Annotated in this window: 20 protein-coding genes; 4 read left to right on the top strand and 16 right to left on the bottom strand. The window is 73.1% G+C overall.

Annotated features, from left to right (window positions below; all coding sequences use genetic code 11):
• Nucleotides 1-37: 37 nt before the first annotated feature.
• The 9 genes from ACFYZL_RS23185 to rimP form a co-directional block, all read right to left on the bottom strand.
• Nucleotides 38-994: a bifunctional riboflavin kinase/FAD synthetase gene (locus ACFYZL_RS23185; RefSeq protein ID WP_384748902.1), complete on the bottom strand. Its 957-nt coding sequence runs from the start codon at nt 992-994 to the stop codon at nt 38-40.
• A 128-nt stretch (nt 995-1,122) separates the two neighbouring features.
• Nucleotides 1,123-4,491 (bottom strand): trypsin-like peptidase domain-containing protein, encoded by a 3,369-nt coding sequence (locus ACFYZL_RS23180; protein WP_388681340.1) that lies wholly within the window; start codon nt 4,489-4,491, stop codon nt 1,123-1,125.
• Between the two features lie 231 nt (nt 4,492-4,722).
• Nucleotides 4,723-5,628, bottom strand: coding sequence for a tRNA pseudouridine(55) synthase TruB (gene truB, locus ACFYZL_RS23175; RefSeq protein WP_384748907.1), 906 nt, complete (start codon nt 5,626-5,628; stop codon nt 4,723-4,725).
• Complete coding sequence (gene rbfA, locus ACFYZL_RS23170; protein WP_384748910.1) at nt 5,625-6,071, bottom strand: 30S ribosome-binding factor RbfA; 447 nt, start codon at nt 6,069-6,071, stop codon at nt 5,625-5,627. Before rbfA ends, truB begins: the two co-directional genes overlap by 4 nt.
• Nucleotides 6,072-6,099: 28 nt before the next feature.
• Nucleotides 6,100-6,393, bottom strand: a complete 294-nt coding sequence (locus ACFYZL_RS23165; protein ID WP_030651158.1) for a DUF503 domain-containing protein — start codon at nt 6,391-6,393, stop codon at nt 6,100-6,102.
• A gap of 141 nt (nt 6,394-6,534) precedes the next feature.
• A complete protein-coding gene (infB, locus tag ACFYZL_RS23160) occupies nt 6,535-9,648 on the bottom strand; it encodes a translation initiation factor IF-2 (protein ID WP_388681336.1) in 3,114 nt (1,037 codons plus the stop codon).
• Between the two features lie 147 nt (nt 9,649-9,795).
• Nucleotides 9,796-10,083: a YlxR family protein gene (locus ACFYZL_RS23155; protein ID WP_384758485.1), complete on the bottom strand. Its 288-nt coding sequence runs from the start codon at nt 10,081-10,083 to the stop codon at nt 9,796-9,798.
• A gap of 109 nt (nt 10,084-10,192) precedes the next feature.
• Nucleotides 10,193-11,221, bottom strand: a complete 1,029-nt coding sequence (gene nusA / locus ACFYZL_RS23150) for a transcription termination factor NusA (RefSeq protein ID WP_384758481.1) — start codon at nt 11,219-11,221, stop codon at nt 10,193-10,195.
• 2 nt (nt 11,222-11,223) lie between these two features.
• Nucleotides 11,224-11,721, bottom strand: coding sequence for a ribosome maturation factor RimP (gene rimP, locus ACFYZL_RS23145; protein ID WP_384758478.1), 498 nt, complete (start codon nt 11,719-11,721; stop codon nt 11,224-11,226).
• Between the two features lie 157 nt (nt 11,722-11,878).
• Between rimP and ACFYZL_RS23140 the strand changes: the two genes are divergently transcribed.
• From ACFYZL_RS23140 to ACFYZL_RS23125, 4 genes are all read left to right on the top strand, one after another.
• On the top strand, nt 11,879-12,424 hold the full coding sequence (locus tag ACFYZL_RS23140) for a hypothetical protein (protein WP_384758475.1): 546 nt from the start codon (nt 11,879-11,881) through the stop codon (nt 12,422-12,424).
• Nucleotides 12,421-12,879 carry a ferritin-like domain-containing protein gene (locus ACFYZL_RS23135; protein WP_388681331.1) on the top strand — a complete coding sequence of 153 codons (459 nt, stop codon included), beginning with the start codon at nt 12,421-12,423 and terminating at the stop codon, nt 12,877-12,879. The genes ACFYZL_RS23140 and ACFYZL_RS23135 overlap by 4 nt, the downstream gene beginning before the upstream one ends.
• Nucleotides 12,880-12,895: 16 nt before the next feature.
• Nucleotides 12,896-13,798 carry an aminoglycoside phosphotransferase family protein gene (locus ACFYZL_RS23130; RefSeq protein WP_384758469.1) on the top strand — a complete coding sequence of 301 codons (903 nt, stop codon included), beginning with the start codon at nt 12,896-12,898 and terminating at the stop codon, nt 13,796-13,798.
• An 86-nt stretch (nt 13,799-13,884) separates the two neighbouring features.
• Nucleotides 13,885-14,856, top strand: a complete 972-nt coding sequence (locus ACFYZL_RS23125; protein ID WP_388681328.1) for a slipin family protein — start codon at nt 13,885-13,887, stop codon at nt 14,854-14,856.
• 218 nt (nt 14,857-15,074) lie between these two features.
• Here the strand turns inward: ACFYZL_RS23125 and ACFYZL_RS23120 are convergent, their stop codons facing one another.
• The 7 genes from ACFYZL_RS23120 to ACFYZL_RS23090 form a co-directional block, all read right to left on the bottom strand.
• Nucleotides 15,075-16,781 carry a proline--tRNA ligase gene (locus ACFYZL_RS23120; protein ID WP_388681325.1) on the bottom strand — a complete coding sequence of 569 codons (1,707 nt, stop codon included), beginning with the start codon at nt 16,779-16,781 and terminating at the stop codon, nt 15,075-15,077.
• Between the two features lie 52 nt (nt 16,782-16,833).
• A complete protein-coding gene (locus ACFYZL_RS23115; RefSeq protein ID WP_384746464.1) occupies nt 16,834-17,376 on the bottom strand; it encodes a GNAT family N-acetyltransferase in 543 nt (180 codons plus the stop codon).
• 65 nt (nt 17,377-17,441) lie between these two features.
• Nucleotides 17,442-18,284 carry a GNAT family N-acetyltransferase gene (locus tag ACFYZL_RS23110; protein ID WP_384746468.1) on the bottom strand — a complete coding sequence of 281 codons (843 nt, stop codon included), beginning with the start codon at nt 18,282-18,284 and terminating at the stop codon, nt 17,442-17,444.
• Nucleotides 18,285-18,443: 159 nt separating this feature from the next.
• Complete coding sequence (ispG, locus tag ACFYZL_RS23105; RefSeq protein ID WP_384579979.1) at nt 18,444-19,601, bottom strand: flavodoxin-dependent (E)-4-hydroxy-3-methylbut-2-enyl-diphosphate synthase; 1,158 nt, start codon at nt 19,599-19,601, stop codon at nt 18,444-18,446.
• 176 nt (nt 19,602-19,777) lie between these two features.
• Nucleotides 19,778-21,079 (bottom strand): M50 family metallopeptidase, encoded by a 1,302-nt coding sequence (locus tag ACFYZL_RS23100; protein WP_384746463.1) that lies wholly within the window; start codon nt 21,077-21,079, stop codon nt 19,778-19,780.
• A complete protein-coding gene (dxr, locus tag ACFYZL_RS23095; protein WP_384746462.1) occupies nt 21,076-22,329 on the bottom strand; it encodes a 1-deoxy-D-xylulose-5-phosphate reductoisomerase in 1,254 nt (417 codons plus the stop codon). The genes ACFYZL_RS23100 and dxr overlap by 4 nt, the downstream gene beginning before the upstream one ends.
• 20 nt (nt 22,330-22,349) lie before the next feature.
• Nucleotides 22,350-23,690 (bottom strand): hypothetical protein, encoded by a 1,341-nt coding sequence (locus ACFYZL_RS23090; RefSeq protein ID WP_384746461.1) that lies wholly within the window; start codon nt 23,688-23,690, stop codon nt 22,350-22,352.
• Between the last annotated feature and the right edge of the window lie 63 nt (nt 23,691-23,753).

Below are 23,753 nucleotides of genomic sequence, written 5' to 3'. Positions count from 1 at the left end.
CCACCGGTACGGGCCCTCGGTCGTCGTTGTCAGCGCTTCAGCGCGTCAGGTCGTACGCGTCCGTCAGCACCCGCGCCCGCTTCACGTCGTCCGCGATCGCCTCCAGCAGCCCGTCGAGCGACTCGAACTTCGCCATCCCGCGCACGTACGCGAGGAAGTCCACCGCCACGTGCATCCCGTACAGGTCCAGGCCGATCCGGTCGATCGCGTACGCCTCCACGGTCCGCTCGGTCGCGTCGAACTGCACGTTCGTCCCCACCGAGATCGCCGCGGGCATCCGCTCGCCGGCCGCCGTCAGCCAGCCCGCGTACACCCCGTCCGCCGGGATCGCGGTGTGCGGTGCCGTCTCGACGTTCGCCGTCGGGTAGCCGAGCTCGCGTCCGCGCTGCGCACCGCGCACCACCACGCCCTCGACCCGGTGCGGGCGGCCCAGGATCTCGGCCGCACCGTCCATGTCGCCCTCGGCGACGAGCCTGCGCGCCAGCGTCGAGGAGAACGGCACGCCGCCGCCCGCCTCGCCCCGCTCGACCAGGTCCACGACCTCGACCGTGTAGTCGTAGGTGGAGCCCAGCTCGCGCAGGAAGTCGACGTTCCCGGCGGCCCGGTGGCCGAAGCGGAAGTTCGGTCCCTCGATCACGGCCCGGGCGTGCAGCTTGTCGACGAGCACCTTCACGATGAAGTCGGCCGGGGACAGCTGCGAGAACTCCGCCGTGAACGGCAGGATCAGCAGCGCGTCGACGCCCAGCCCCGCCATCAGTTCGGCGCGCCGGTCGTAGGGGGCCAGGATCGGCGGGTGGCTGCCGGGGCGGACGACCTCGCTCGGGTGCGGGTCGAAGGTGACCACGACCGACGGGACGCCGAGCTCGCGCGCCTTCGCCACGGCCTGTCCGATGATCAGCTGATGACCTCGGTGCACGCCGTCGTAGGAGCCGATGGTGACGACGCTGCGTCCCCAGTCCTGGGGGATGTCCTCCAAGCCACGCCAGCGCTGCACTGTGACCGCTCCTCGCCCGAACCCGTTTAGGCCTTGTATTTGAATGCCGATTACAGGTCTAAGACTGCCATGCCGTCGCCCGGTGCCGAGCATCGGCGTCTGAGTGCGACAACTGCCGTGTCAGATCGTCACGTCACATCCTGCGCGGCCCGGCTGAGTGTCTCCACCGTCCGCCGCGCGCTCGGCCCCAGCAGGGCCGCCGCCTCGGCTCGCGCCTCCGCCAGCCAGCGGGCGACGAGCGCCCCGAACGCCGGTGCGGTCCGGGCCAGCTCCACCGTCCGCCGCTCGAAGACCGCCGCCCCGCCGGGGGCCCGCAGCAGCTGCCGCCCGGTCCGGCGCAGCAACTCCCGCGTACGGTCCTCCGGGCGGGTGGCGGCCCCCGCCGCGAGGGAGCCGAGGAAGGCGTCGAGCACCAGCGGGTCGGTCTCCTCGCGCAGCAGTACGTCGGCCAGCTCGCGCCGCAGCGCGTACGCGGGCTCCTCCCCACCCGGCGCGGCCAGTACGGCGGCCAGCTCGCACCGCACCCCGGCCGGCGAGCCGCGCAGCAGGTCCAGCACCAGCGGGCGGACGACGGGTCCGGCGGTCGGGCCCTGTTCCAGGCGCAGGCCCACGAAGGCGGCGGCGTGCGGTGCGTCCTCGGGGCGGCGCGCCAGGTGCTCCCGTACGAGCTCGGCGGCGCGGCGGGCCAGCCCCGGCGTGGTCAGCGCGGCCAGGGCCCGCACCACCTCCCCGTCGGCGCGGGCCCGCAGGGCGGCGAACACCGCGTCCGGGTCGGGCAGCACCGGAAGGGCCGCGACCAGCGCGGAGGCGGGCAGCCGGGTGCCGTGCTCCGGGTCCCGGAAGCAGGCGAGGGCGTCGGGCAGGTAGCGGCCGCGGGTCTGCGGATCGCGGAGCAGGGTGGCCAGCGCGCTGCCGTGCAGGGCGGCGTCGGCCGGGCGGGCGAGCAGCGCCTGGGCGGCGTAGCGCAGCAGCTCGCGGTCGGCGGGGGTGCGGACGTGGGGGGCGGTGGCGAGCCCGTACGCGGCGGCCGCGACCCGGCGCCCGGGCCGTTCGTCGTGGGCCCAGCGGTCCACGGCCCGGCACATGGCGGAGGGCTCCTCCTCGGCGAGCACGGCGAGGAGCTCGTCGGCACGGGGGTGCGCGGCGGCGACGAGCTGCTCGGTCAGGTCGTCGACGGCGAGCCGGCGGTGGGTGTGCAGCAGGGCCTGCGCCGCGCCGGCGACGGTGGCGCCGGGGCGGCCGCGCAGGCGGCGGCCGTCGCCGAACCAGGCGCAGAGCAGCGGCTGCACGGTCTGGGGGTCGCGGGCGAGGCGGCGGGCGGCGGCGTCGAGGTAGCGGTCGCCGGGGACCGCCTCGGCGGGGTCTGCGGGCAGCAGGCGGCGCAGCAGGTCGAGCCGCTCGGGCTCGGGCAGCCGCAGCCGGTTCCAGAACCACCCGCCGAACTCGCCGGGCCCGGTGCGGGCGACGTGCTCGGCGAGGGCGTGCAGGACGGGGAGGTACGGGTGGGCGTCGGCGGCGGTCAGGAGGGTCTCCCGGAGCAGCCGGGCCGCCCACCAGGCGGGGTCGGTTCCGTTCGGCGACGTCTCCGCGAAGGTGTTCAGGGCTTGGACCAGGCGGGTGAGCTCGGTGCGGAGACCGTCCGGGGGAAGCTTGCGCAGGGCCTCCAGGACGGGGCCGATGCGGTGCCGGGGCACGGGCGGGCCGGATGCGGAGGGGGCGTGGACGAGCGAGCGGACGGCCGCCGGGACGTCCAGGTGGCAGGCCTGGAGCCAGTCCGACAGCTCCTCGTGGGCGAACCGGTACCCGGGCCCGGCGGGCACCAGCAGTCCCTCGGTGAGCACGGCGGAGGCCCAGCCGGTGCGCCACGGGAACAGCTCCTCGAACGAGGCCCGGTCCAGCTGTCCCTGCCCGGGCCCCAGGCAGCGGCGGGCGGCCTCGTGCACCCGGCCGGCCACGCGGGCCGCGAGCCGCCTGACCCCGGGGCCGTGGACTCCGCCGTCGCGGCCGGGCGGCCCACCGGCCGCGGCGGCGATCCGGACGGCCGCCCGCAGGGCCACCAGGTCCAGGTGGGCGGCGAAGACCTCGTCGCGGCCGGGTCGCCCGGCGGTCACCTCGGCGGCGCGGACGCCGGCGAGGAGGCGCAGGGTGAGCGGGTGGCGGGCATCGGCCTCCCGGACCGCTTCGGCCGGGAGGCCGAGACGGGCCCGGGCGGCCTCGGCCTCGGCGGGGGTGAGGTCGCCGAGCGGGAGTGCGGCCGGCAGGCGGCGGGCCGGGCGGGCGGGCGTGTGCAGTACCTCGGGCGGGTAGAGCGCGCCGGCCCGCTCCCAGTACTCGGGCCGCGCCGCCACCACGAGGCGGGTGCCGGTGCCCCGGAGCCAGGCGGCGGTCGCCTCGGTCCAGGGGGCGAGGCGGTGCGTGAGTTCGGGCGGCATCTCCTCGGGCGCGTCGAGCACGACGAGCAGCCCCCGTCCCGCGGCCGCGGCGGCGCGCGCCACGTCCTCGGCGATGCCGGGTGGCTGCGCCGCCCGGGCAGGCTCGGGGGCCCTGCCAAGGCCGCCGGTCTGCGCCGCCCGGGCTGTTCCCGGAGCCCCGCCGGGGCCGCTCGGGTGCGCTGCCCGGGCCACCTCCGGGGTTCCGCCGGGCGTCGTGATGATGCGGGCCGCGGCCTCCAGCGCACGCGTGACGGCCGTGGACAGGTCGGGGTCCTGGGCGTGGAGGTCCGCGCCGCGGAGCCAGAGGGTCGGGGACGGGTGGGGGCCTCGGGAGCGGCGCGCCGCGAGGGCGGCCAGGGCCGTGGTGCGGCCCGTGCCCGGGTGTCCGATCAGGGCCAGGACCGGTGCGTCGGCCGTCGTGAAGGCGTCCAGGTCGGCCGCGACGGCCGGTCGGTCGACGGTCTCTTCGAGCGGGAGGGCGCAGCCCAGGGTGGTGCCCGTCAGTTCCAGGGCTCCGGCCAGGTTCAGGTCCGCGCCGTACGCCGGTACCGTCGCCGCGTTGCGGTCCAGCAGCTCGGCCAGGGTGGGGTCGGCCGCGGCCGCCGCGCGCAGCGGCACCGCGCCGCCGCCCGCCAGGACCGCCAGCACCGCTCCGGTCTCGGCGTCGATGACGGGCCCCCCACAGGCCTCCCCGCCCATGCGCAGGGCGTCCCGCCCGTCGGTGCCGATCGCCAGGTCCACGCTCAGGGCGTCCGCCCCCAGCACCCGTGCCTGGCGCCAGCCTCGCGCGGGCACCCGTACGTACGTGCCCTGCGGGATCGCCTCGCGGATCGTCACCGGCAGGGGCCGTACGGGGAGCCCGTCCGCCCGTACGAGCGCCACGTCGGCCCGCGGCAGGGCCGTGACGTCGGCCAGGCAGCTCCACCCGGCCGGTCCGTGCAGGAGCACCCTGGTCAGCCCGTCGACGGCCTCGTGGCTGGTGACCACCGTGCCGCGGTCGTCGGCGACGAACCCGCTGCCGCGCGGCTGCCCGGCCGGATCACAGATCGTGACGAGCTCCGCCATGGCCGCACCACTCCCCCGCAACTGCCCTTTGTCACGAACGGTAGGCAGGTGAAGATCAGCACGAAAAGCACGCGAGGCGAAAGCGCCCCCTTACGCTCCCTCCATTCACTCCGAGCGCCTGCTCGGACGGGTGAATAGCGGGGTCCGGGTGGATAGAGACCTACCCGAGGGGGGTCGTGGAGCGGTGAGCGTCGGATGATCGGCGCTCACCGCTCCACGTCAGACGAAGCGTCAGACGAAGACCGCGAGGGACTTGGCCTTGCCGCCCTTGCTCTCCACGAGCCCGAGCAGCGTTCCCTCCGGTCCGAAGACCGCGACGGTCTGGCCGGCCGCGTAGGCGTCCGGCATCTCGATCCGCACGCCGTTGGCGAGCAGCGAGGCGCGCCGGGCGTCCAGGTCCCAGCGCGGGAAGGCCGCGGCGGCGGCCTCGCCGATCGGCATGACGGTCAGCTCCTCCTGGAGCTGGTCCAGCGTCCGCGCCCGGTCGAGCTTGTACGGGCCGACGCGGGTGCGCCGCAGCGCGGTCAGGTGGCCGCCGACGCCGAGGTCGGCGCCGAGGTCCCGGGCCAGGGCACGGATGTACGTACCGCTGGAGCAGACGACGGAGACGACGAGGTCGACGACCTTGGTGCCGTCCTCGGCCTCGGCCTCGCGCATGTCGTACACCTGGAAGGAGGAGATCGTGACCGGTCGGGCCGGGATCTCGAAGTCCTCGCCGTCGCGGGCCCGCTTGTAGGACCGCACGCCCTTGATCTTGATGGCGCTGACCTTGGACGGGACCTGCATGATCTCGCCGGTGAGCTTGGCGATGCCCGCGTCCACGCCGTCCCGGGTGACCCCGGAGGCGTCCGCGGAGGAGGTGATCTCGCCCTCGGCGTCGTCCGTCAGGGTGTTCTGGCCCAGACGGATCGTCCCGAGGTACTCCTTCTCGGTGAGCGCGAGGTGGCCGAGGAGCTTGGTGGCCTTCTCGACACCGAGGACGAGGACGCCCGTCGCCATCGGGTCCAGTGTGCCTGCGTGGCCGACGCGGCGGGTCTTGGCCATCCCGCGCATCTTGGCGACCACGTCGTGCGAAGTGAAGCCGGACGGCTTGTCGACGATGACAAGGCCGTCCGGCGTCTTCCCTGCGTTGCTCATTCGGCGGCTGCGTCCTCGTCGTCGCCCGGCTTCTTGTACGGGTCGGCGTCGCCGGCGTACTGGGCGCCGGAGGAGACCTCGCGCACCTGGGCGTCGGAGGCGCGCGCCTTGTCGAGGAGGTCCTCGATGGTCTTGGCGGTCTCCGGGAGGGCGTCCGCGACGAAGGTCAGGGTGGGCGTGAACTTGGTGCCCGCCGCCCGACCGACCGCGGAGCGCAGTACGCCCTTGGCGCTCTCCAGGCCCGCTGCCGCGCTGGCCCGGTCCTCGTCGTCGCCGTAGACCGTGTAGAAGACCGTGGCCTCCCGCAGATCGCCGGTGACCCGGGTGTCCGTGATGGTCACGTGCGTACCGAGGCGGGGGTCCTTGACGCCGCGCTGCAGCTTCTCGGCCACCACCTCCCGGATGAGGTCCGCCAGCTTCTTCGCCCGCGCATTGTCGGCCACTGGTCCGTCTCCTTCTTATGTCTTGCTATCAGTCTTCATCACCGTGGAGGCGCCGTCGTACGGACAGCAGCTCCACTTCCGGACGCGCCGCGACCAGCCGCTCGCAGCGGTCCAGTACGTCCGAGAGGAACCCCGCGTCCCCACTCACCAGAGCGACCCCTATACGGGCCCTGCGGTGCAGGTCCTGATCGCCCACTTCGGCCGCGCTCACGGAGAACTTTCGTTGGAGCTCGGCCACGATGGGCCGGACCACGGAGCGTTTCTCCTTGAGCGAGTGGACGTCGCCGAGGAGCAGATCGAAGGACAGAGTCCCCACGTACATGCAGTTCCGGATATCCCGCCGGTGCGGGTTCGGTGGCCTGCCGGCCGTCGCTCGGCAGGGTCACCAGAACCGTACACGCAACGGCCGGGGCCGATCGACGGATATTCCGTCGACCGGCCCCGGTGTCAAACCGCCTGGCGCTTACGCGCGGGGCTTCTCGCGCATCTCGTACGTCGCGATGACGTCGTCGATCTTGATGTCGTTGTAGCTGCCGAGGTTGATACCGCCCTCGAAGCCTTCGCGAATCTCGGTGACGTCGTCCTTGAAGCGGCGCAGACCGGAGATGGTGAGGTTCTCCGCGATGACCTTGCCATCGCGCAGGAGCCGCGCCTTGGTGTTGCGCTTGACCTCGCCCGACCGGATGAGGACACCGGCGATGTTGCCCAGCTTGGACGAACGGAAGACCTCGCGGACCTCCGCCGTACCGAGCTCGACCTCTTCGTACTCGGGCTTGAGGAGACCCTTCAGGGCCGCCTCGATCTCCTCGATGGCCTGGTAGATCACCGAGTAGTAGCGGACGTCGACGCCCTCGCGGTCCGCCATCTGCGCGGCACGACCGACGGCACGGACGTTGTAACCGATGACGATGGCGTCGGAGCCCATCGCCAGCGAGATGTCCGACTCGGTGACCGCACCCACACCGCGGTGCAGGACGCGGATGTCGACCTCTTCGCCGACGTCGAGCTGGAGCAGCGAGGACTCGAGGGCCTCGACCGCACCGGACGAGTCGCCCTTGATGATGAGGTTGAGTTCCTGGACCAGACCGGCCTTGAGGACCGAGTCGAGGTCTTCCAGGGACACCCGGCGGACGCGCTTGGCGAAGTTGGCGTTGCGCTCGCGCGCAGCACGCTTCTCGGCGATCTGACGGGCGGTGCGGTCCTCGTCGACGACGAGGAAGTTGTCGCCGGCGCCGGGGACGTTGGTGAGACCCAGGACCAGGACGGGGGTCGCGGGACCCGCTTCCTCGATGTTGTTGCCCTTGTCGTCGAGCATGGCGCGCACGCGGCCGTAGGCGTCGCCCACGACCATCGTGTCGCCGACGCGGAGGGTACCGCGCTGGACGAGGACGGTGGCGACGGCACCGCGGCCACGGTCGAGGTGGGACTCGATCGCAATACCCTGAGCGTCCTGCTCCGGGTTGGCGCGCAGGTCGAGCGAGGCGTCGGCGGTGAGGACGACGGCCTCCAGCAGGGAGTCGATGTGCAGACCCTGCTTGGCGGAGATGTCGACGAACATCGTGTCGCCGCCGTACTCCTCGGCGACCAGGCCGAACTCGGTGAGCTGACCGCGCACCTTGACCGGGTCGGCACCCTCGACGTCGATCTTGTTGACCGCGACGACGATCGGGACGCCGGCGGCCTTGGCGTGGTTCAGCGCCTCGATCGTCTGCGGCATGACGCCGTCGTTGGCCGCGACCACGAGGATCGCGATGTCGGTCGACTTCGCACCACGGGCACGCATGGCGGTGAACGCCTCGTGACCCGGGGTGTCGATGAAGGTGATCTTGCGGTCTTCACCGTTGACCTCGGTGCCCACCTGGTAGGCGCCGATGCCCTGGGTGATGCCGCCGGCCTCGCCCGCGACGACGTTCGTCTTGCGGATGGCGTCGAGGAGGCGGGTCTTACCGTGGTCGACGTGACCCATGACGGTGACGACCGGCGGACGCGGCATGAGGAATTCCTCGCCGCCCTCGTCCTCGCCGAACTCGATGTCGAAGCCCTCGAGGAGCTCGCGGTCCTCTTCCTCCGGGCTGACGATCTGAACGACGTAGTTCATCTCGTCGGCGAGGAGCTGGAGGGTCTCGTCGGACACGGACTGCGTGGCCGTGACCATCTCGCCGAGGTTCATCATCACGGCGACGAGCGACGCCGGGTTGGCGTTGATCTTCTCCGCGAAGTCGGTGAGGGAGGCACCGCGCGACAGGCGCACGGTCTCGCCGCCACCGCGCGGCAGCATCACGCCGCCGACCGACGGGGCCTGCATGGCCTCGTACTCCTGGCGACGCTGGCGCTTGGACTTGCGACCACGACGGGCCGGACCACCGGGACGACCGAAGGCGCCCTGCGTGCCACCACGGGCACCGGGACCACCGGGACGACCACCGAAGCCGGGACGACCGCCGCCACCGGCACCGGCCGGACCGCCGCCGAAGCCGCCGCCACCCGGACGGGGACCGCCGAAGCCGCCACCCGCGGGACGCGAGCCCGGACCGGCCGGACGGCCGGCGAAGCCGCCGCCACCGGGACGACCGGCGCCACCGGGACGCGGGCCACCGGCACCGGGACCACGGCCACCGGGGCCGCCACCGGGACGGGGACCGGGACCACCGGCAGCGGGACGCTGCGGCATCATGCCCGGGTTCGGACGGTTACCGCCGGGAGCACCACCGGGACGCGGGGCGCCGCCCTGCGGACGGGGCATGCCGCCCGGGGTCGGACGGGCGCCGCCGGGACCCTGCGGACGCGGAGCGCCGCCGGGACCACCCTGCGGGCGGGGAGCACCCTGGCCGCCACCGGCGCCGGGGGCACCGGGACGGGGAGCACCGGCCGGACGGGGCGCCTGCGGGCGCGCCATGCCGGTCGAGCCGCCGGAGGTGAAGGGGTTGTTGCCCGGACGGGGACCGGCCGGACGGGCGCCACCGGGGCGCGGGGCCTGGGCGCCGCCCGCGGGGCGGGGAGCCTGGGCGCCGGGCGTGGCACCGGCCGGGCGCGGGGCGCCGGGACGGGCGCCGGGCTGGCCGGGGGCGGCCGGACGCTGCTGCGTCGGACGGGGACCCGGGGCCGCGGCGGGACGCTCGGTGCGCGCCGGGGCGGCCGGGGCCGCCGGAGGCGCGGAGAACTCGGTCGCCACGGGAGCCGCCGGAGCGGGCTTCGGGGCGGCCGGAGCCTTCGGGCCGGGACGCGGGCCGGGGGCGGCCGGGGTCACCGGTGCGGGCGCCGCGGGGGCCGGAGCCTCCGCCGCGACCGGCTTGGGGGCCGGTGCGCCGGGCTTCGGCGCAGCGGGACGGGCGGGACCCGGAGTCGGAGCCCCGGGCTTGGCGGGGGCAGCCTTGCGGGGCGCACCCGGCTTTGCAGCGGACTTGCCGGCGTTGCCGCCGGGGCCCTGCAGTGCGTCGGTCAACTTGCGCACAACCGGCGCCTCGATCGTCGAGGACGCCGAACGGACGAACTCACCGAGTTCCTGGAGCTTGGCCATGACGACCTTGCTCTCAACTCCGAACTCCTTGGCGAGTTCGTATACCCGGACCTTAGCCACTTCGCTCCTTTTAGGTCCGGGTTACGCCGGACCGTCGCTACTTCATGGGCGTACTCATCGCGTACTCATCGAGTGCTCATCGCAATCTCGACCTACTTCCAACTCGCGAGGTACCTGACCGCACGGGGCTCCGTGCCGTACTACTTCTTACGGTGTGACCACGGCCTCACCGGCCATGGCTTTGCGCAGCTCCGCCGTGTCGAGCGCCCCGGTGGACCTGAGGGCCCGGGGGAACGCGCGGCGGCGAACCGCCTGGTCGAGGCAGACCACGACCGGGTGCACATAGGCACCCCGGCCGGGCAGCGTACCGCGATGATCGGGGACGCATTCGTCTCCGATCGCCACGATGCGCAGCAGATCGCTCTTGGCCGCTCGCTCCCGACACCCCACACAGGTGCGTTCGGGGCATGCGCGGGCTTGCGTCCGGCCAGACACGCCTAAGTCTACCTCCCCGTACCGACCTCACCCCTTCAGGCGAAAAATCGAACGGACGTTGTCGTGTTATTCCCTGTCTACCGTCCGGGAAGCCCCGGCCGGTACCGGTTTATTCCCCGTCGCGGTCCTGGTCACGGTCCCGGTCGCGGTCCGCGTCCCGGTCCGGCTCGGTGTCCGGGCGGATGTCGATGCGCCAGCCGGTGAGGCGGGCGGCGAGGCGGGCGTTCTGGCCCTCCTTGCCGATGGCCAGCGACAGCTGGTAGTCGGGCACGGTCACCCGCGCGGAGCGGGAGTCCCAGTCGACGACCTCGACCTTGCTCACCCGGGCGGGTGACAGCGCGTTCGCGACCATCTCCGCCGGGTCGTCCGACCAGTCGACGATGTCGATCTTCTCGCCGTGGAGCTCGGCCATCACGTTGCGCACGCGGCTGCCCATCGGGCCGATGCAGGCGCCCTTCGGGTTCAGGCCCGAGCGGGTGGAGCGCACGGCGATCTTGGTGCGGTGACCGGCCTCGCGGGCGATCGCCGAGATCTCGACGCTGCCGTCGGCGATCTCCGGGACCTCCAGCGAGAAGAGCTTCTTCACCAGGTTGGGGTGGGTGCGCGAGAGGGTCACGGACGGACCGCGGACGCCCTTCGCCACGCGCACGACGTACGCCTTCAGGCGCAGACCGTGCGTGTACTCCTCGCCGGGGACCTGCTCCTGCACCGGCAGGATGGCCTCCAGCTTGCCGATGTCGACGAGGACGTTCTTGGGGTCCTTGCCCTGCTGCACGACGCCGGTGATGACGTCGCCCTCGCGGCCGGCGAACTCGCCGAAGGTCAGGTCGTCCTCGGCGTCGCGCAGACGCTGGAGGATCACCTGCTTGGCGGTCGTCGCGGCGATCCGGCCGAAGTCCGACGGAGTGTCGTCGAACTCCTTCGGCTCCTGCCCCTCTTCGAGGTCCCTCGGGTCTTCCGTCGCCCACACGACCACGTGACCGTTGGTGCGGTCCAGCACGACGCGGGCGCGGCGGAAGCTCCCCTCGGTCCGGTGGTACGCGATGAGGAGGGCCGACTCGATCGCCTCGACGAGCAGGTCGAAGGAGATCTCCTTCTCCCGGACCAGACCCCGCAGGGCACTCATGTCGATGTCCACGGCTACGCCTCCTCTTCCTTCTTGTCCTTGCGGTTGAACTCGATCTCGACACGCGCCTTGGCGATGTCGGTGAAAGCAATGCGGCGGGCGGTCGCCTTGCGGCCCTTCACGCCCGGGACCTCCAGGTCCATTCCCTCGTCGTCCACGTCGAGGATGCGGGCGATCAGTTCCCCGCCCTCGACGAGCTGGAACTTCACGAGGCGGTCGATCGCCCGGACGTAGTGACGGTGCTCGGTCAGCGGGCGGTCCGCGCCCGGGGAGCTCACTTCGAGGACGTACTCGTCCTCGCCCATCACGTCGGATTCGTCGAGCTTGTCGGAGACCTCACGGCTCAGCTCGGCGCACGCGTCCAGCTCCACGCCCTCGTCGGAGTCCACGATGATCCGCAGCATCCGGCGCTTGCCCGCCTTGGACATCTCGATCTCCTCGAGGTCCAGGCCCTTGGCGGCGACGAGCGGCTCCAGCAGTCCGCGCAGCCTGTCGCTCTGGGTGGTGCTCATCCGGGTGACTCCTCGGCCGCGTGTGCTGTTGTGGTTTCCGTCGTGCGTCAGGTCAAAGGGTATCCGGTCGCGGAGGGTGTTGCCGTCCGCCCTGTGGACAGGGCCCCGGGTACCGTGATCACACCCTGCCCCGCCCATCACCCCCGAGGACGTCCCCGTGCCCTGGACCTTGCCTTTCAGGCCCTCGCGAAGGAGCCTGCTCGCCGGCGCCGCCGGTGCGGCGGGCGCCGCGCTGCTCACCGGGTGCTCCGGCGGCCCCTCCCCCGAGGAGGAAGCACGGATTCCACTCGAACGGCGGATGCGGGAAGCGGCCGTTCGTGAGAGCGAGCGACTGCTGGAACGTTACGACGCCACCCGCGCGGCCCACCCCGATCTGGACGGGCAGCTCGCTCCGCTGCGCGCCGCCGTCGCCGCGCACGCGGCGGCCCTCGCCCCGGCCGCCGCGGGCTCCCGCTCCCCCCGCCCCGCCTCCCCGTCCGGTGCCGTGGGCGCCGCCGCTCCCACGGGCAGCGCCGAGCCGGTGCCGCCGAAGCCCGCCGAGGCCCTGACCGCCCTCGCGGACGCGGAGCGCAAGCTGTCCGAGGCCCGCATCATCGACCTCGCCGGAGCCCCCGGGGAGCTGGCGCGGCTGCTCGCCTCGCTGGCCGCCTGCGGAGCCGTCCACGTCCACCTGCTGACCTCGAACCCCGGAGCCGCGTCGTGAGCGACGGTCCCTCCCCCGAGGGGAACCCCCTGCCGGCCGCCCAGGCCGCCCTCGCCGCCGAGCACGCGGCGGCGTACGGCTACGGCGTCATCGGCGCGCGCACCACCGGTGCCCGCGCGACCCAGGCCCGGGAGGCCTACGGCGGCCACCTCGCCCGCCGCGACTCGCTCGCCCGTACCGTGCGGGAGCTGGGCGGCACGCCGCGGGCGGCGGAGGCCGCGTACGCCCTGCCCTTCGAGGTGCGCACGCCCGCCGAAGCGGAGCGGCTGGCCGCCGAGATCGAGGACCGGGTGGCGGGCGCGTACTCCGACCTGGTGCGCGCCTCACAGGGCAAGCTGCGCCGCGAGGCGGCCGACGCGCTGAGCGCCGCGGCCGTGCGCGCGGCACGCTGGCGCGGTGTCGGCGTAGCCTTCCCTGGGCTCCCGGAACGATCGGATCGAGCCAAGCAAAGCTGAAAGGGACCACGCACGCATGGCTTTCGAACCGCCGCAGCGGCTTGTGAGGGCGCTCGGCGAGATGCCGCGGACGGAGCAGGACGCGACGTGGCTGGGGCAACTGCCCGGGCTCGCCGCCGTCGCGCTGTCCCGGCGCGGGCTGCAGGCCCAGCGGGTGCAGGCCCCGGGCGGCCGCAGCAGTCTGGTCGTCCTCGTCCGGTACTCCGACGGAACCCCGGCCGCACTGAAGATGGCGCCCCCGTACGCCCGCCCCGACCTGGAACTGGCCGCGCTGGCGCACTGGGGCGGCTTCGGGGCCGTACGGGTGCTCGACACGCGGTACCACGAGGAGGACGGCGCGCTGCTGCTGGAGCGGCTGCACGCGGAGGTCTCGCTGCGGTCGCTGCCCGAGGCGAAGGCACTGCTGGAGGCCGGCGGCACGCTGCGCCGGCTGTGGGTCACCCCGCCGGCCGGGCACGGATTCGAGTCGGTGGCGTCGCGCACGAAGCGGCAGTCCGAGGCGCTGCGGGCGGCTCCGCCGGAGGTCCGGGCGCTGGCGGACACGGCGCTCGCGGTGCGCGAGGAGCTCGTCGCCCTTCCCTCGGAGGAGCTGCTGCTGCACGGCAACTTCCGCCAGGGCAAGGTCCTGGCGGGCGACCGGGCGCCGTGGCTGACGGTGGGTCCCGAGCCGCTGATCGGCGAGCGGGCGTACGACCTGGCGCGGCTGGCCCGGGACCGGCTGGAGGACCAGGTGGCCTCCTCCACGGGCGCGGCGGGTGCCCGCCGGCGGGTGCAGCGGCTGGCGGACGCCCTGGAGGTGGACCGGGAGCGGCTGCGGGGCTGGACCCTGTTCCGGGCGGTGGAATCGGGCAACCGCGCGCTGGCCGCCGGGCGGCACCGGGACGCGGAGCAGCTGCTGGAGTTCGCGGCCTGGTTGTAGGGCATACCGTGAATAGGTAGGCATGTCCGGTATCTGACACACGTCAGGCGACATGCGTTCTGCGGCATGCACAGCAGGGGGCCGTCATGGTCGAACAGCTGCTGACGGCGGCGATCGCCGCCGGTGTGGGCATCGTGGTCTACATGGGCGCGGCGGCCCGCGTGGTGAAGCAGTACGAGCGGGGCGTGGTCTTCCGCTTCGGCCGGCTGCGCGACGAGATACGGCCGCCCGGCTTCGCGGCGATCGTTCCCGGGATCGATCGCATGCGGAAGGTGAACATGCAGATCGTGACCCTCCCGGTGCCGGCGCAGGAGGGCATCACACGGGACAACGTCACGGTGCGGGTGGACGCGGTCGTGTACTTCAAGGTCGTCGACCCGGCCAACGCGATCGTGGCCGTGGAGGACTACCGCTTCGCCGTCTCGCAGATGGCGCAGACCTCGCTGCGGTCGATCATCGGCAAGTCCGACTTGGACGACCTGCTCTCCAACCGGGAGATGCTGAACCAGGGCCTGGAGCTGATGATCGACAGTCCGGCGGTGGGCTGGGGCGTGCAGATCGACCGGGTCGAGATCAAGGACGTGTCCCTGCCGGAGACGATGAAGCGGTCGATGGCACGGCAGGCGGAGGCGGACCGGGAGCGGCGGGCGCGCGTGATCAACGCGGACGCGGAGCTCCAGGCCTCGCACAAGCTCGCCGAGGCGGCGGGGGTGATGTCGGACCAGCCGGCGGCGCTGCAGTTGCGGCTGTTGCAGACGGTGGTGGCGGTGGCGGCGGAGAAGAACTCCACCCTGGTGCTCCCGTTCCCGGTGGAACTCCTCCGCTTCCTCGAACGCGCGGCCCCGCCTGCGGCGACGCCCCCGGACCCGGAGCCGGCGGCCGCCGACGCGGAGCCGCCCCCCGGCCTGGAGCCAGTGGTTCCGGCCCCCGGCCCGGAAGGTCCGGCACCGACTGCCGACCCCGGGGCGGGCCCCGGGGTCGTGAACGGGTCTCCTCCTGCGGACGGCGGTGACGGGCCGGTTCTGCCGCGCTCGGCGGCGGACGGGGCCCCGGGGTAGCCGCTGCGCGGAGCCGTCCCCGACCCGCCCTCCCACCGTTCCCCGGGCTCCGCCCCGGACCCCGCGCCTCAAACGCCGGCGGGGCTGGATGCTTCAGCCCGTCCGGCGTGTGAGGACCGGGGTCCGGGGGCGGAGCCCCGGTTCCGGGAAGGGGCGGGGTGGGGAAACGGCTCCGCGCAGCGGCACCCGGCACCCGGCACCCGCGTCGCCCCGAGGGGTTACGTCAGGCGGGACAGGGCTTCGGTCAAGGGGAGTTCCTCCCGCTCGCCCGTGCGGCGGTTCTGGAGTTCGACCACCGACTCCGCCGCCCGGCGGCCCGCCACCAGGATCCACGGGACCCCGATCAGCTCCGCGTCGGTGAGCTTCACCCCGGGCGACAGGCCCGCGCGGTCGTCCAGGAGGACCCGCAGGCCGGCCCGCGCCAGGGCCTCCGCGGCCGAGGCGGCCAGTTCCTGCTGGGCCGCCTTGCCCGCGGCCACCACGTGGACGTCCGCCGGGGCGACCTCCGTCGGCCAGCACAGCCCGCGCTCGTCCGCCGACTGCTCGGCCAGCGCCGCCACCGCCCGGGAAACGCCGATGCCGTACGAGCCCATGGTGACCCGTACCGGCTTGCCCTCCTTCCCCAGGACGTCGAGGCCGAACGCGTCCGCGTACTTGCGGCCGAGCTGGAAGATGTGGCCGATCTCGATGGCCCGGTCGAGCCGCAGCCCGGCCCCGCAGTTCGGGCAGGGGTCGCCGGGTTGCACGACCACCACGTCGAGGTACCGGTCGACTTCGAAGTCGCGGCCGCAGACCACGTTCCGGGTGTGGGTGTCGACCCGGTTCGCGCCGGTGACCCACGACGTGCCCGGTGCCACCCGCGGGTCGGCGAGGTAGCGGACCTTGTCCAGGCCCTGCGGGCCCACGTAGCCGCGTACGAGGTCGGGGCGGTCGGCGAAGTCCTCCGCCGTCACGAGCTCGACGACGGCGGGCGCCAGGTGCTCGCCCAGCTTGCCGAGGTCCACCTCGCGGTCCCCCGGCACGCCGACGGCCACGATCTCGCCGTCGACCTTCACCAGGAGGTTCTTCAGCGTCGCCGAGGCCGGCACGCCCAGCTGGGCGGCCAGGGTCTCGATCGTCGGGGTGTCGGGGGTGTCCACGTCCTCGGGCGCGGGGTGCTCCCCGGCGACCGGCGCCAGGGCGAAGGTGACCGCCTCCGTGTTCGCCGCGTAGCCGCAGGACGGGCAGTCCACGAAGGTGTCCTCGCCCGCCGCCGCGGGGGCCAGGAACTCCTCGGACGCCGAGCCGCCCATCGCCCCGGACACCGCCGACACGATCCGGTGGTCCAGACCGAGGCGGGTGAAGATGCGGATGTACGCCTCGCGGTGCAGTCGGTAGGACTCCGCCAGGCCCTCGTCGGAGACGTCGAAGGAGTACGAGTCCTTCATCTGGAACTCGCGTCCGCGCAGCACGCCGGAGCGGGGCCGCGCCTCGTCCCGGTACTTGGTCTGGATCTGGTAGAGCATGACCGGCAGGTCCTTGTACGAGGTGCACTGGTCCTTCACGACCAGGGTGAAGATCTCCTCGTGGGTGGGGCCGAGCAGGTAGTCGGCGCCCTTGCGGTCCCGAAGGCGGAACAGCAGGTCCCCGTACTCCGACCAGCGGCCGCTGACCTCGTAGGGCTCCTTGGGCAGCAGCGCGGGGAGCAGCACCTCCTGGGCGCCGATCGCGTCCATCTCCTCGCGGACCACGCGCGAGACGTTGTCCAGTACCCGCTTGCCGAGCGGCAGCCAGGTCCACACGCCGGCCGAGCTGCGCCGGACGTAGCCGGCGCGGACCAGCAGCCGGTGGCTGAGGGTCTCGGCGTCGGCCGGGTCCTCGCGGAGGGTCTTGGCCATGAGGCGGGACATGCGCTGCACGGGGGGCGTGCCGTGGTGTGTGGACATGTCCGGAGGCTACCGGGGCGCACGCGGGCCCCGGAAACCGGTTTTGCCCGGCTCAGGGCCTGCGCAGCGGCAGTTCCGCGCCCATGACGGCGTACGGGAGGCTCGCGCTCGGGAAGAGGACCTGGCGGGCGAGGTCCTGGTAGCCGAGGGCACGGTAGAGGCCCCGGGCGGGGCTCTCGGTGTCGATGGCGGAGAGGATCGAGCGGGGCTCGGCGGCGGCGTCGGTGATGCGGGTGATCAGCTCGCGGCCGACGCCGTGGCCCTGGAAGCCGGGGTGGACGTGCAGTTCGGTGATGACGAAGGAGCCGTCGAGCCAGGCCTCGTGGCCGCCGGCCCGCAGGTAGGGCTCGACGATGCCGGACCACCAGTGGCGGCGGTCGTTCGGCATCCCGTAGACGAATCCGGTGAGCGCGCCGTCCTCGGTGAAGGCGCCGAGCGCACGGGCTCCGGGGCAGGTCATGTGGCGCTGGACGATGTAGCGCCGGATGCCGACCTCCTCCTCGCTGAGGCCGAAGGCTACGGCCTGCACGCGCAGGGCCTCGTCCACGCGGGCGGCGAGGTCGAGGGGGCCGATGCTCAGTCCGGAAGGCAGCATGCGGCTGACCTTACTGCGCGGTACCCGCGTGCCGGTATGCCAGGCCCCGTTCGGAGCCGGGGCGTTCAGAAGAGCACGCTCATGAACGCGCCGACCTCGCGGAAACCGACGCGTCGGTACGCGGCCCGCGCCGCGGTGTTGAAGTCGTTGACGTACAGGCTGACCACGGGTGCGACGTCGCGCAGGGCGTAGTCGACGACGGCGGCCATGCCGGCCTCGGAGTGGCCGCGGCCGCGGAATTCGGGGGCCACCCACACACCCTGGATCTGGCAGGCCTTGGCGGTGGCGGCGCCGATCTCCGCCTTGAAGACGACCTTGCCGTCCTCGACGCGGGCGAAGGAGCGGCCGGTGCCGACGAGCTCGGCGACGCGGGCCTGGTAGAGCAGTCCGCCGTCGCCGGCCATCGGGGAGATGCCGACCTCCTCCGTGAACATGGCCACGCAGGCGGGCATGATCAGGTCCATCTCGTCCTTGCGGATCCGGCGGACCCGGGGGTCGGGGGCGACCGTCGTGGACGAGTGCTCGATGACCATGAGCGGCTGGTGGGAGCGGACCTCGCGGGCCGCTCCCCAGCTGGGCTCCAGGAGCTTCCACAGCAGCCGGGTGGGTTCGGCGGGGCCGACGATGGAGGAGCAGCGGCGGCCGGTGCGGCGGGCCCGGTCGGCGAAGGCGCGCACGGCGTCGGGGCCGGCGCACACGGGGACCAGGTTGGCGCCCGCGTAGCAGAGGGAGCGGAGCTCTCCGTCGGCGTACCAGCCCCACATCTCGCCACCCAGGCGCCAGGGGTCGAGCCCGGCGACCTGGACCCGGGAGGTGACGAAGGCGTTCTCGACCGGCTCGCGTCCGAGGACTTCGAGCGCGGCGTCGAGATCACTGGGTTCAAGGACCCTTGTGGTGGTCTGCGTCAACACGGGGGCCTCACGGTACAAGTCTGCTGATCTCCGCACTGTACCCGCCGGGGCCGGAGGATGCCCGGCCGGCGGGTCACGAAAAGGCCCCGGCCCCGCCCGCGAGCTGCGGTAACGGGGCCGGGGCCGATGCTTGGAGGGCGGGGTGGGGGGCCCGGATCAGACGCCGATGGCGACGGTGGGCTCGCCGCTCATCACGCCGTCCTTCTCCATCTGCTCGGCGATCTTCATCGCCTCTTCGATGAGGGTCTCCACGATCTTCGACTCGGGGACGGTCTTGATGACCTCGCCCTTGACGAAGATCTGGCCCTTGCCGTTGCCGGAGGCGACGCCGAGGTCGGCCTCGCGGGCCTCGCCGGGGCCGTTGACGACGCAGCCCATGACCGCGACGCGCAGCGGGACCTCCATGCCCTCCAGGCCCGCCGTGACCTCCTCGGCCAGCTTGTAGACATCGACCTGGGCGCGGCCGCAGGACGGGCAGGAGACGATCTCCAGGCGCCGCGGCTTGAGGTTCAGCGACTCCAGGATCTGGATGCCGACCTTGATCTCCTCCACCGGCGGGGCCGACAGGGAGACGCGGATCGTGTCGCCGATGCCCTCGGAGAGCAGCGCGCCGAAGGCGACGGCGGACTTGATGGTGCCCTGGAAGGCGGGGCCGGCCTCGGTGACGCCGAGGTGCAGCGGGTACTCGCACTGGGCGGCCAGCTGCCGGTAGGCGTTGACCATGACGACCGGGTCGTTGTGCTTGACCGAGATCTTGATGTCGCTGAAGCCGTGCTCCTCGAAGAGGGAGGCCTCCCACAGCGCGGACTCGACCAGCGCCTCGGGGGTGGCCTTGCCGTACTTCTTCAGCAGTCGGGCGTCGAGGGAGCCCGCGTTGACGCCGATCCGGATCGGGGTGCCCGCGTCCTTGGCGGCCCGCGCGATCTCCTTGACCTTGTCGTCGAACTGCTTGATGTTGCCGGGGTTCACGCGGACGGCGGCGCAGCCGGCGTCGATCGCGGCGAACACGTACTTCGGCTGGAAGTGGATGTCGGCGATGACGGGGATGTTCGACTTCTTCGCGATCACGGCGAGCGCGTCGGCGTCGTCCTGCGTCGGGCAGGCGACACGGACGATGTCGCAGCCGGAGGCGGTCAGCTCGGCGATCTGCTGCAGGGTGGCGCCGATGTCGGAGGTACGCGTCGTGGTCATCGACTGCACCGAGATGGGCGCGTCGCCGCCGACGGCCACGGAACCGACCTGGATCTTGCGGCTGACCCTGCGGTCGGCAAGCTTCGTCGGCACGGCCGGCATTCCGAGAGAGATGGCAGTCATCTGCTGTGCAACCCCAAGGTGTGGATCAAGGTCCCGAATTCGGCGGGCTCCAGCCTCCGAGATTACGGCAATCCCCGCGTGCCCCTTGCATCCGAGGGGGGTGCGCCACCCGAACGTAGGGAGCCGGGCACGATCCGTGCCCGGCTCTCCTGTCGGTGGGGTATCGGCCCGGGCCGCTAGGTGATCTTGATCGGGTTCACCACGTCGGCGACCATCACCAGCAGCGTGAAGCAGATGAACACGCCGGCCACCACGTAGGCGACGGGCATCAGCTTCGCCACGTCGAACGGGCCCGGGTCGGGGCGCCGGAAGATCCGCGCCAGGTTGCGGCGGAACGACTCCCACAGGGCGCCCGCGATGTGCCCGCCGTCCAGCGGGAGCAGCGGGAGCATGTTGAACAGGAACAGCGAGAGGTTGAAGCCGGCCAGCAGGTTGAGGAAGAAGACGAGCTGGTGCTGGGCGGGGATGTCGAGGGTGAAGATCTCCCCGCTGACCCTGGCCGCGCCGACGACGCCCATCGGGCTGTCCTGCTTGCGCTCGGCGCCGTTGAAGGCCGCGTTCCACAGGTCCGGGACCTTGGACGGAAGCTGGACCAGCGACTGCACGCCGGCCTCCATCATCTCGCCCATGCGGTCGACGGACTGGCCGAAGGACTGCGGGACGTAGCCGGGGGCGGGGGTGAAGCCGAGGAAGCCCGCGGTGACGTACTGGTCCTTGACGTACTTGCCGCTGCCGTCCGTCTTGGCGACCTTGTTCTCGATCAGGGTGGCCTTGAGGTCCACGCGCTGACCGGCCCGCTCCACCGTGATGGTCGCGGGGCCGACGGTGGCCCGGATGTCCTTCTGCAGCGCGGACCAGTCGTCGACCCGGCGGCCGTTGAAGGCGACGATCTTGTCGCCCGCCTTCAGGCCCGCGGCCTTGGCCGGGGCGGCGGGGTCGCCGGGGGCGCACTTGTCGCGCTTCTCGCTCTGCTGGATGACGCAGTCCGAGACCGTCTGGACCGAGGTGGTCTGCGTGTTCAGCCCGAAGGTCATCAGGGTGGTGACGAAGATCGCCACGGCCAGGACCAGGTTCATGAACGGTCCGGCGAACATCACGATCACGCGCTTCCACGGCTTGCGCGTGTAGAAGAGCCTGCTCTCGTCGCCGGGCTGGAGCTCCTCGTACGCGGCCGAGCGGGCGTCCTCGATCATCGACCGGAACGGCGAGGTGGACCGGGCGGTCACCTTGCCGTCCTCGCCGGGCGGGAACATCCCGATCATGCGGATGTAGCCACCCATCGGGATGGCCTTGATCCCGTACTCGGTCTCGCCCTTCTTCCGCGACCAGACGGTCGGGCCGAAGCCGACCATGTACTGCGGTACGCGGATGCCGAAGAGCTTGGCCGTGGAGAGGTGCCCCAGCTCGTGCCAGGCGATGGAGACCAGCAGGCCGAAGGCGAAGATCACGACCCCGAGCACCGTCATCAGAACTGTCATGCGCGCGCCTCCACGGCGGCCCGAGCCGCCATCTCCCGCGCCCGGGCCCTGGCCCAGGCCTCTGCTTCAAGGACGTCCTCGACGGTCAGGGAAGTTCCCGACGCCGGCGTCCCGTGCTCACCTACCACGGCAGAGACCGTATCCATGATTGCTGTGAACGGCAGCCGGCCGGCCAGGAACGCCTCGACGCACTCCTCGTTGGCCGCGTTGAACACAGCCGGTGCGGTGCCGCCGAGGGTCCCGACGTGCCGGGCCAGGCCCACCGACGGGAAGGCCTCGGTGTCCAGCGGGAAGAACTCCCAGGTGGACGCCTTGGTCCAGTCGAAGGCGGGGGCGGCGTCCGGGATCCGCTGGGGCCAGCCGAGGCCGATCGCGATGGGACCGCGCATGTCCGGCGGGGTCGCCTGGGCGAGGGTGGAGCCGTCCGTGAACTCCACCATCGAGTGGACGTAGGACTGCGGGTGGACGACGACCTCGATGCGGTCGAAGGGGATGTCGTAGAGAAGGTGCGCCTCGATGACCTCCAGCCCCTTGTTGACCAGCGTCGCCGAGTTGACGGTGATGACCGGGCCCATCGCCCACGTGGGGTGTGCCAGGGCGTCCTCGACGGTGACGGCGGCCAGCTCGGCGCGGGTGCGGCCGCGGAAGGGACCGCCGGAGGCGGTGACCACGAGCTTGCGGACGTCGGCCCGGGTGCCGGCGGCGAGGGCCTGGAAGAGGGCCGCGTGCTCGGAGTCCACGGGGATGATCTGGCCGGGCTTCGCGAGGGCCTTGACCAGCGGGCCGCCGACGATCAGCGACTCCTTGTTGGCGAGGGCCAGCGTGCGGCCCGCGCGCAGCGCGGCGAGGGTGGGCGCGAGGCCGATGGAGCCGGTGATGCCGTTGAGGACGGTGTGGCACTCGGAGGCGGCGAGCTCGGTCGCGGCGTCGGGCCCGGCCAGGATCTCGGGCAGCTGCTCTCCGGCCCCGTACTGGGCGTTCAGCGCCTCCTTGAGGGCCGGTACGACGTCCTCGCGGGCGACGGCGACCTTCTCGACCCGCAACCGGCGGGCCTGCTCGGCCAGCAGTGCGACCCGCCCGCCGGCGGCGGACAGCGCGGTCACGCGGAACCGGTCGGGGTTGCGCAGGGCCAGGTCGATGGCCTGGGTGCCGATGGAGCCGGTGGACCCGAGGATGACGATGTCCCGGCGGCCGGCCGCGGGGTCGAAGAGGAGGTGCGGGTCGGCGAGGGGGGCTGGGCTGTCGCTCATGCCCCCATTGTTGCCGCAACTCACGACGGCTTGGACACGGAGTCCCCCTGGACGACGGCGGCGAGGAGCTCGGGCAGGGTTCCGGCGAACTCGGGGAGCGAGCGGGCCGCGCGCCACCAGGCCCCGGTGTCCCCGCGCAGCGCGGCCTCGAAGAGCCGGTCCGCCTCGGCCCGGGCGTCCAGCACGGCCTGCGGGCGGTCGTGCCGGTCGGGGTGGTCCACGTCCCCGAGCCAGTGGTCCTCGTCCAGGGCCCAGGCGGCGGGGGCCTTGTGCCGGATGACGTCGGTGCCGGTGAGCACGCCGCCGTCCAGGCAGGCGCGGACCCAGCGGATGTCCTCGCCGAGGTCGCCCATGGCGTTGGGCACGGCGAGGCTGGCCAGGGCCAGTTCGCGCTCCGGAGCGTCGCCCGGCGGGACGGAGCGGGGGGCCAGCGCGTCGATCGCCCGGGTGAGACCGGGCACGGCGGGCACGGCCGGCCCCGCCGGCACGGGCACGGTCCCGGCGGCCACCGCGGCGGCCAGCTCCGGGAGGGTGCCGGGGAACGCGTGGGCGTGCCGGTGCAGCTCCGCCCACAGGCGCGGGTCGTCGCCCAGCGCGGGGCGCAGCACCCGCCGCAGTGCCGTGCGCATCCCCGCCCACTCGTCGAGGTTCCAGGCGAAGCGACCGGTGGCGTGCGCCTGGCCGAGCAGCAGGGCCCGGTGGGCCGGGGCCACGGACTGCGCGAGCTCGTCGAAGGTGAGGGTGCCGGTGCGGACGGCTCGGACGGCGGGCCGGTGCCAGTGGGGCCCGTACGAGGTCTGCGCGCGCGTGTCGAGCAGGGCGAGGCACTCCTCCCGGCCGAGCCCGCCCACGAGCAGCAGCGCCTCGGCCGAACCGGGCGGCAGCGGGGCGCGGGCGTGCTCGCGCAGCAGGGCCCCGGGGTCGAGCGCGTGGGGCAGGGCCAGTACGTCGAGCGGGATGCGCGGCCGGTGGGCGCCGTGGCGGCGCAGCAGGGTGAGGACCTCCTCGCCCGTCAGGGGCGGTGCGTCGGGGCCGAGCTCACGGCCCAGCTCGGAGCCGAGCGTGGCGAGGAGTTCCGGGGAGGGGGCGGGGCGGCGCGCGTACCGTGCGGGGCCGGGCAGGCCGGGCAGGGGGCGGCCCCGTACGTGCGGGTTGCGGGCGATGGTGCGTCGGTCCTCTTCGGTGCCGTCGCGCAGCAGGAGCGTGACGACGGGGGCCGGGAGGTGTTCGTCGCGGCTCAGGTAACGGCGGGTGGACGGGTCGAGGCGGCCGAGCAGGTTCGCCGTGACGGTGTCCGGTGCGTGGCGCAGGAGTAGTGCCACGCACCAGGCCAGCCGCCTGCTCTGTCTGTCGACGTCCACATGCATCCGATTCCCCGTCGCCGCTCCGGTACGCCTTTGCGCGTGCGGAGATGATCTCAGTCG

This window comes from Streptomyces sp. NPDC001717, assembly GCF_042892775.1.
In the GTDB taxonomy this organism is placed as follows: Bacteria; Actinomycetota; Actinomycetes; order Streptomycetales; family Streptomycetaceae; genus Streptomyces.
The sequence above is the reverse complement of the archived record's forward strand: the minus strand, read 5'-3'. Positions and strand labels throughout refer to the sequence as shown.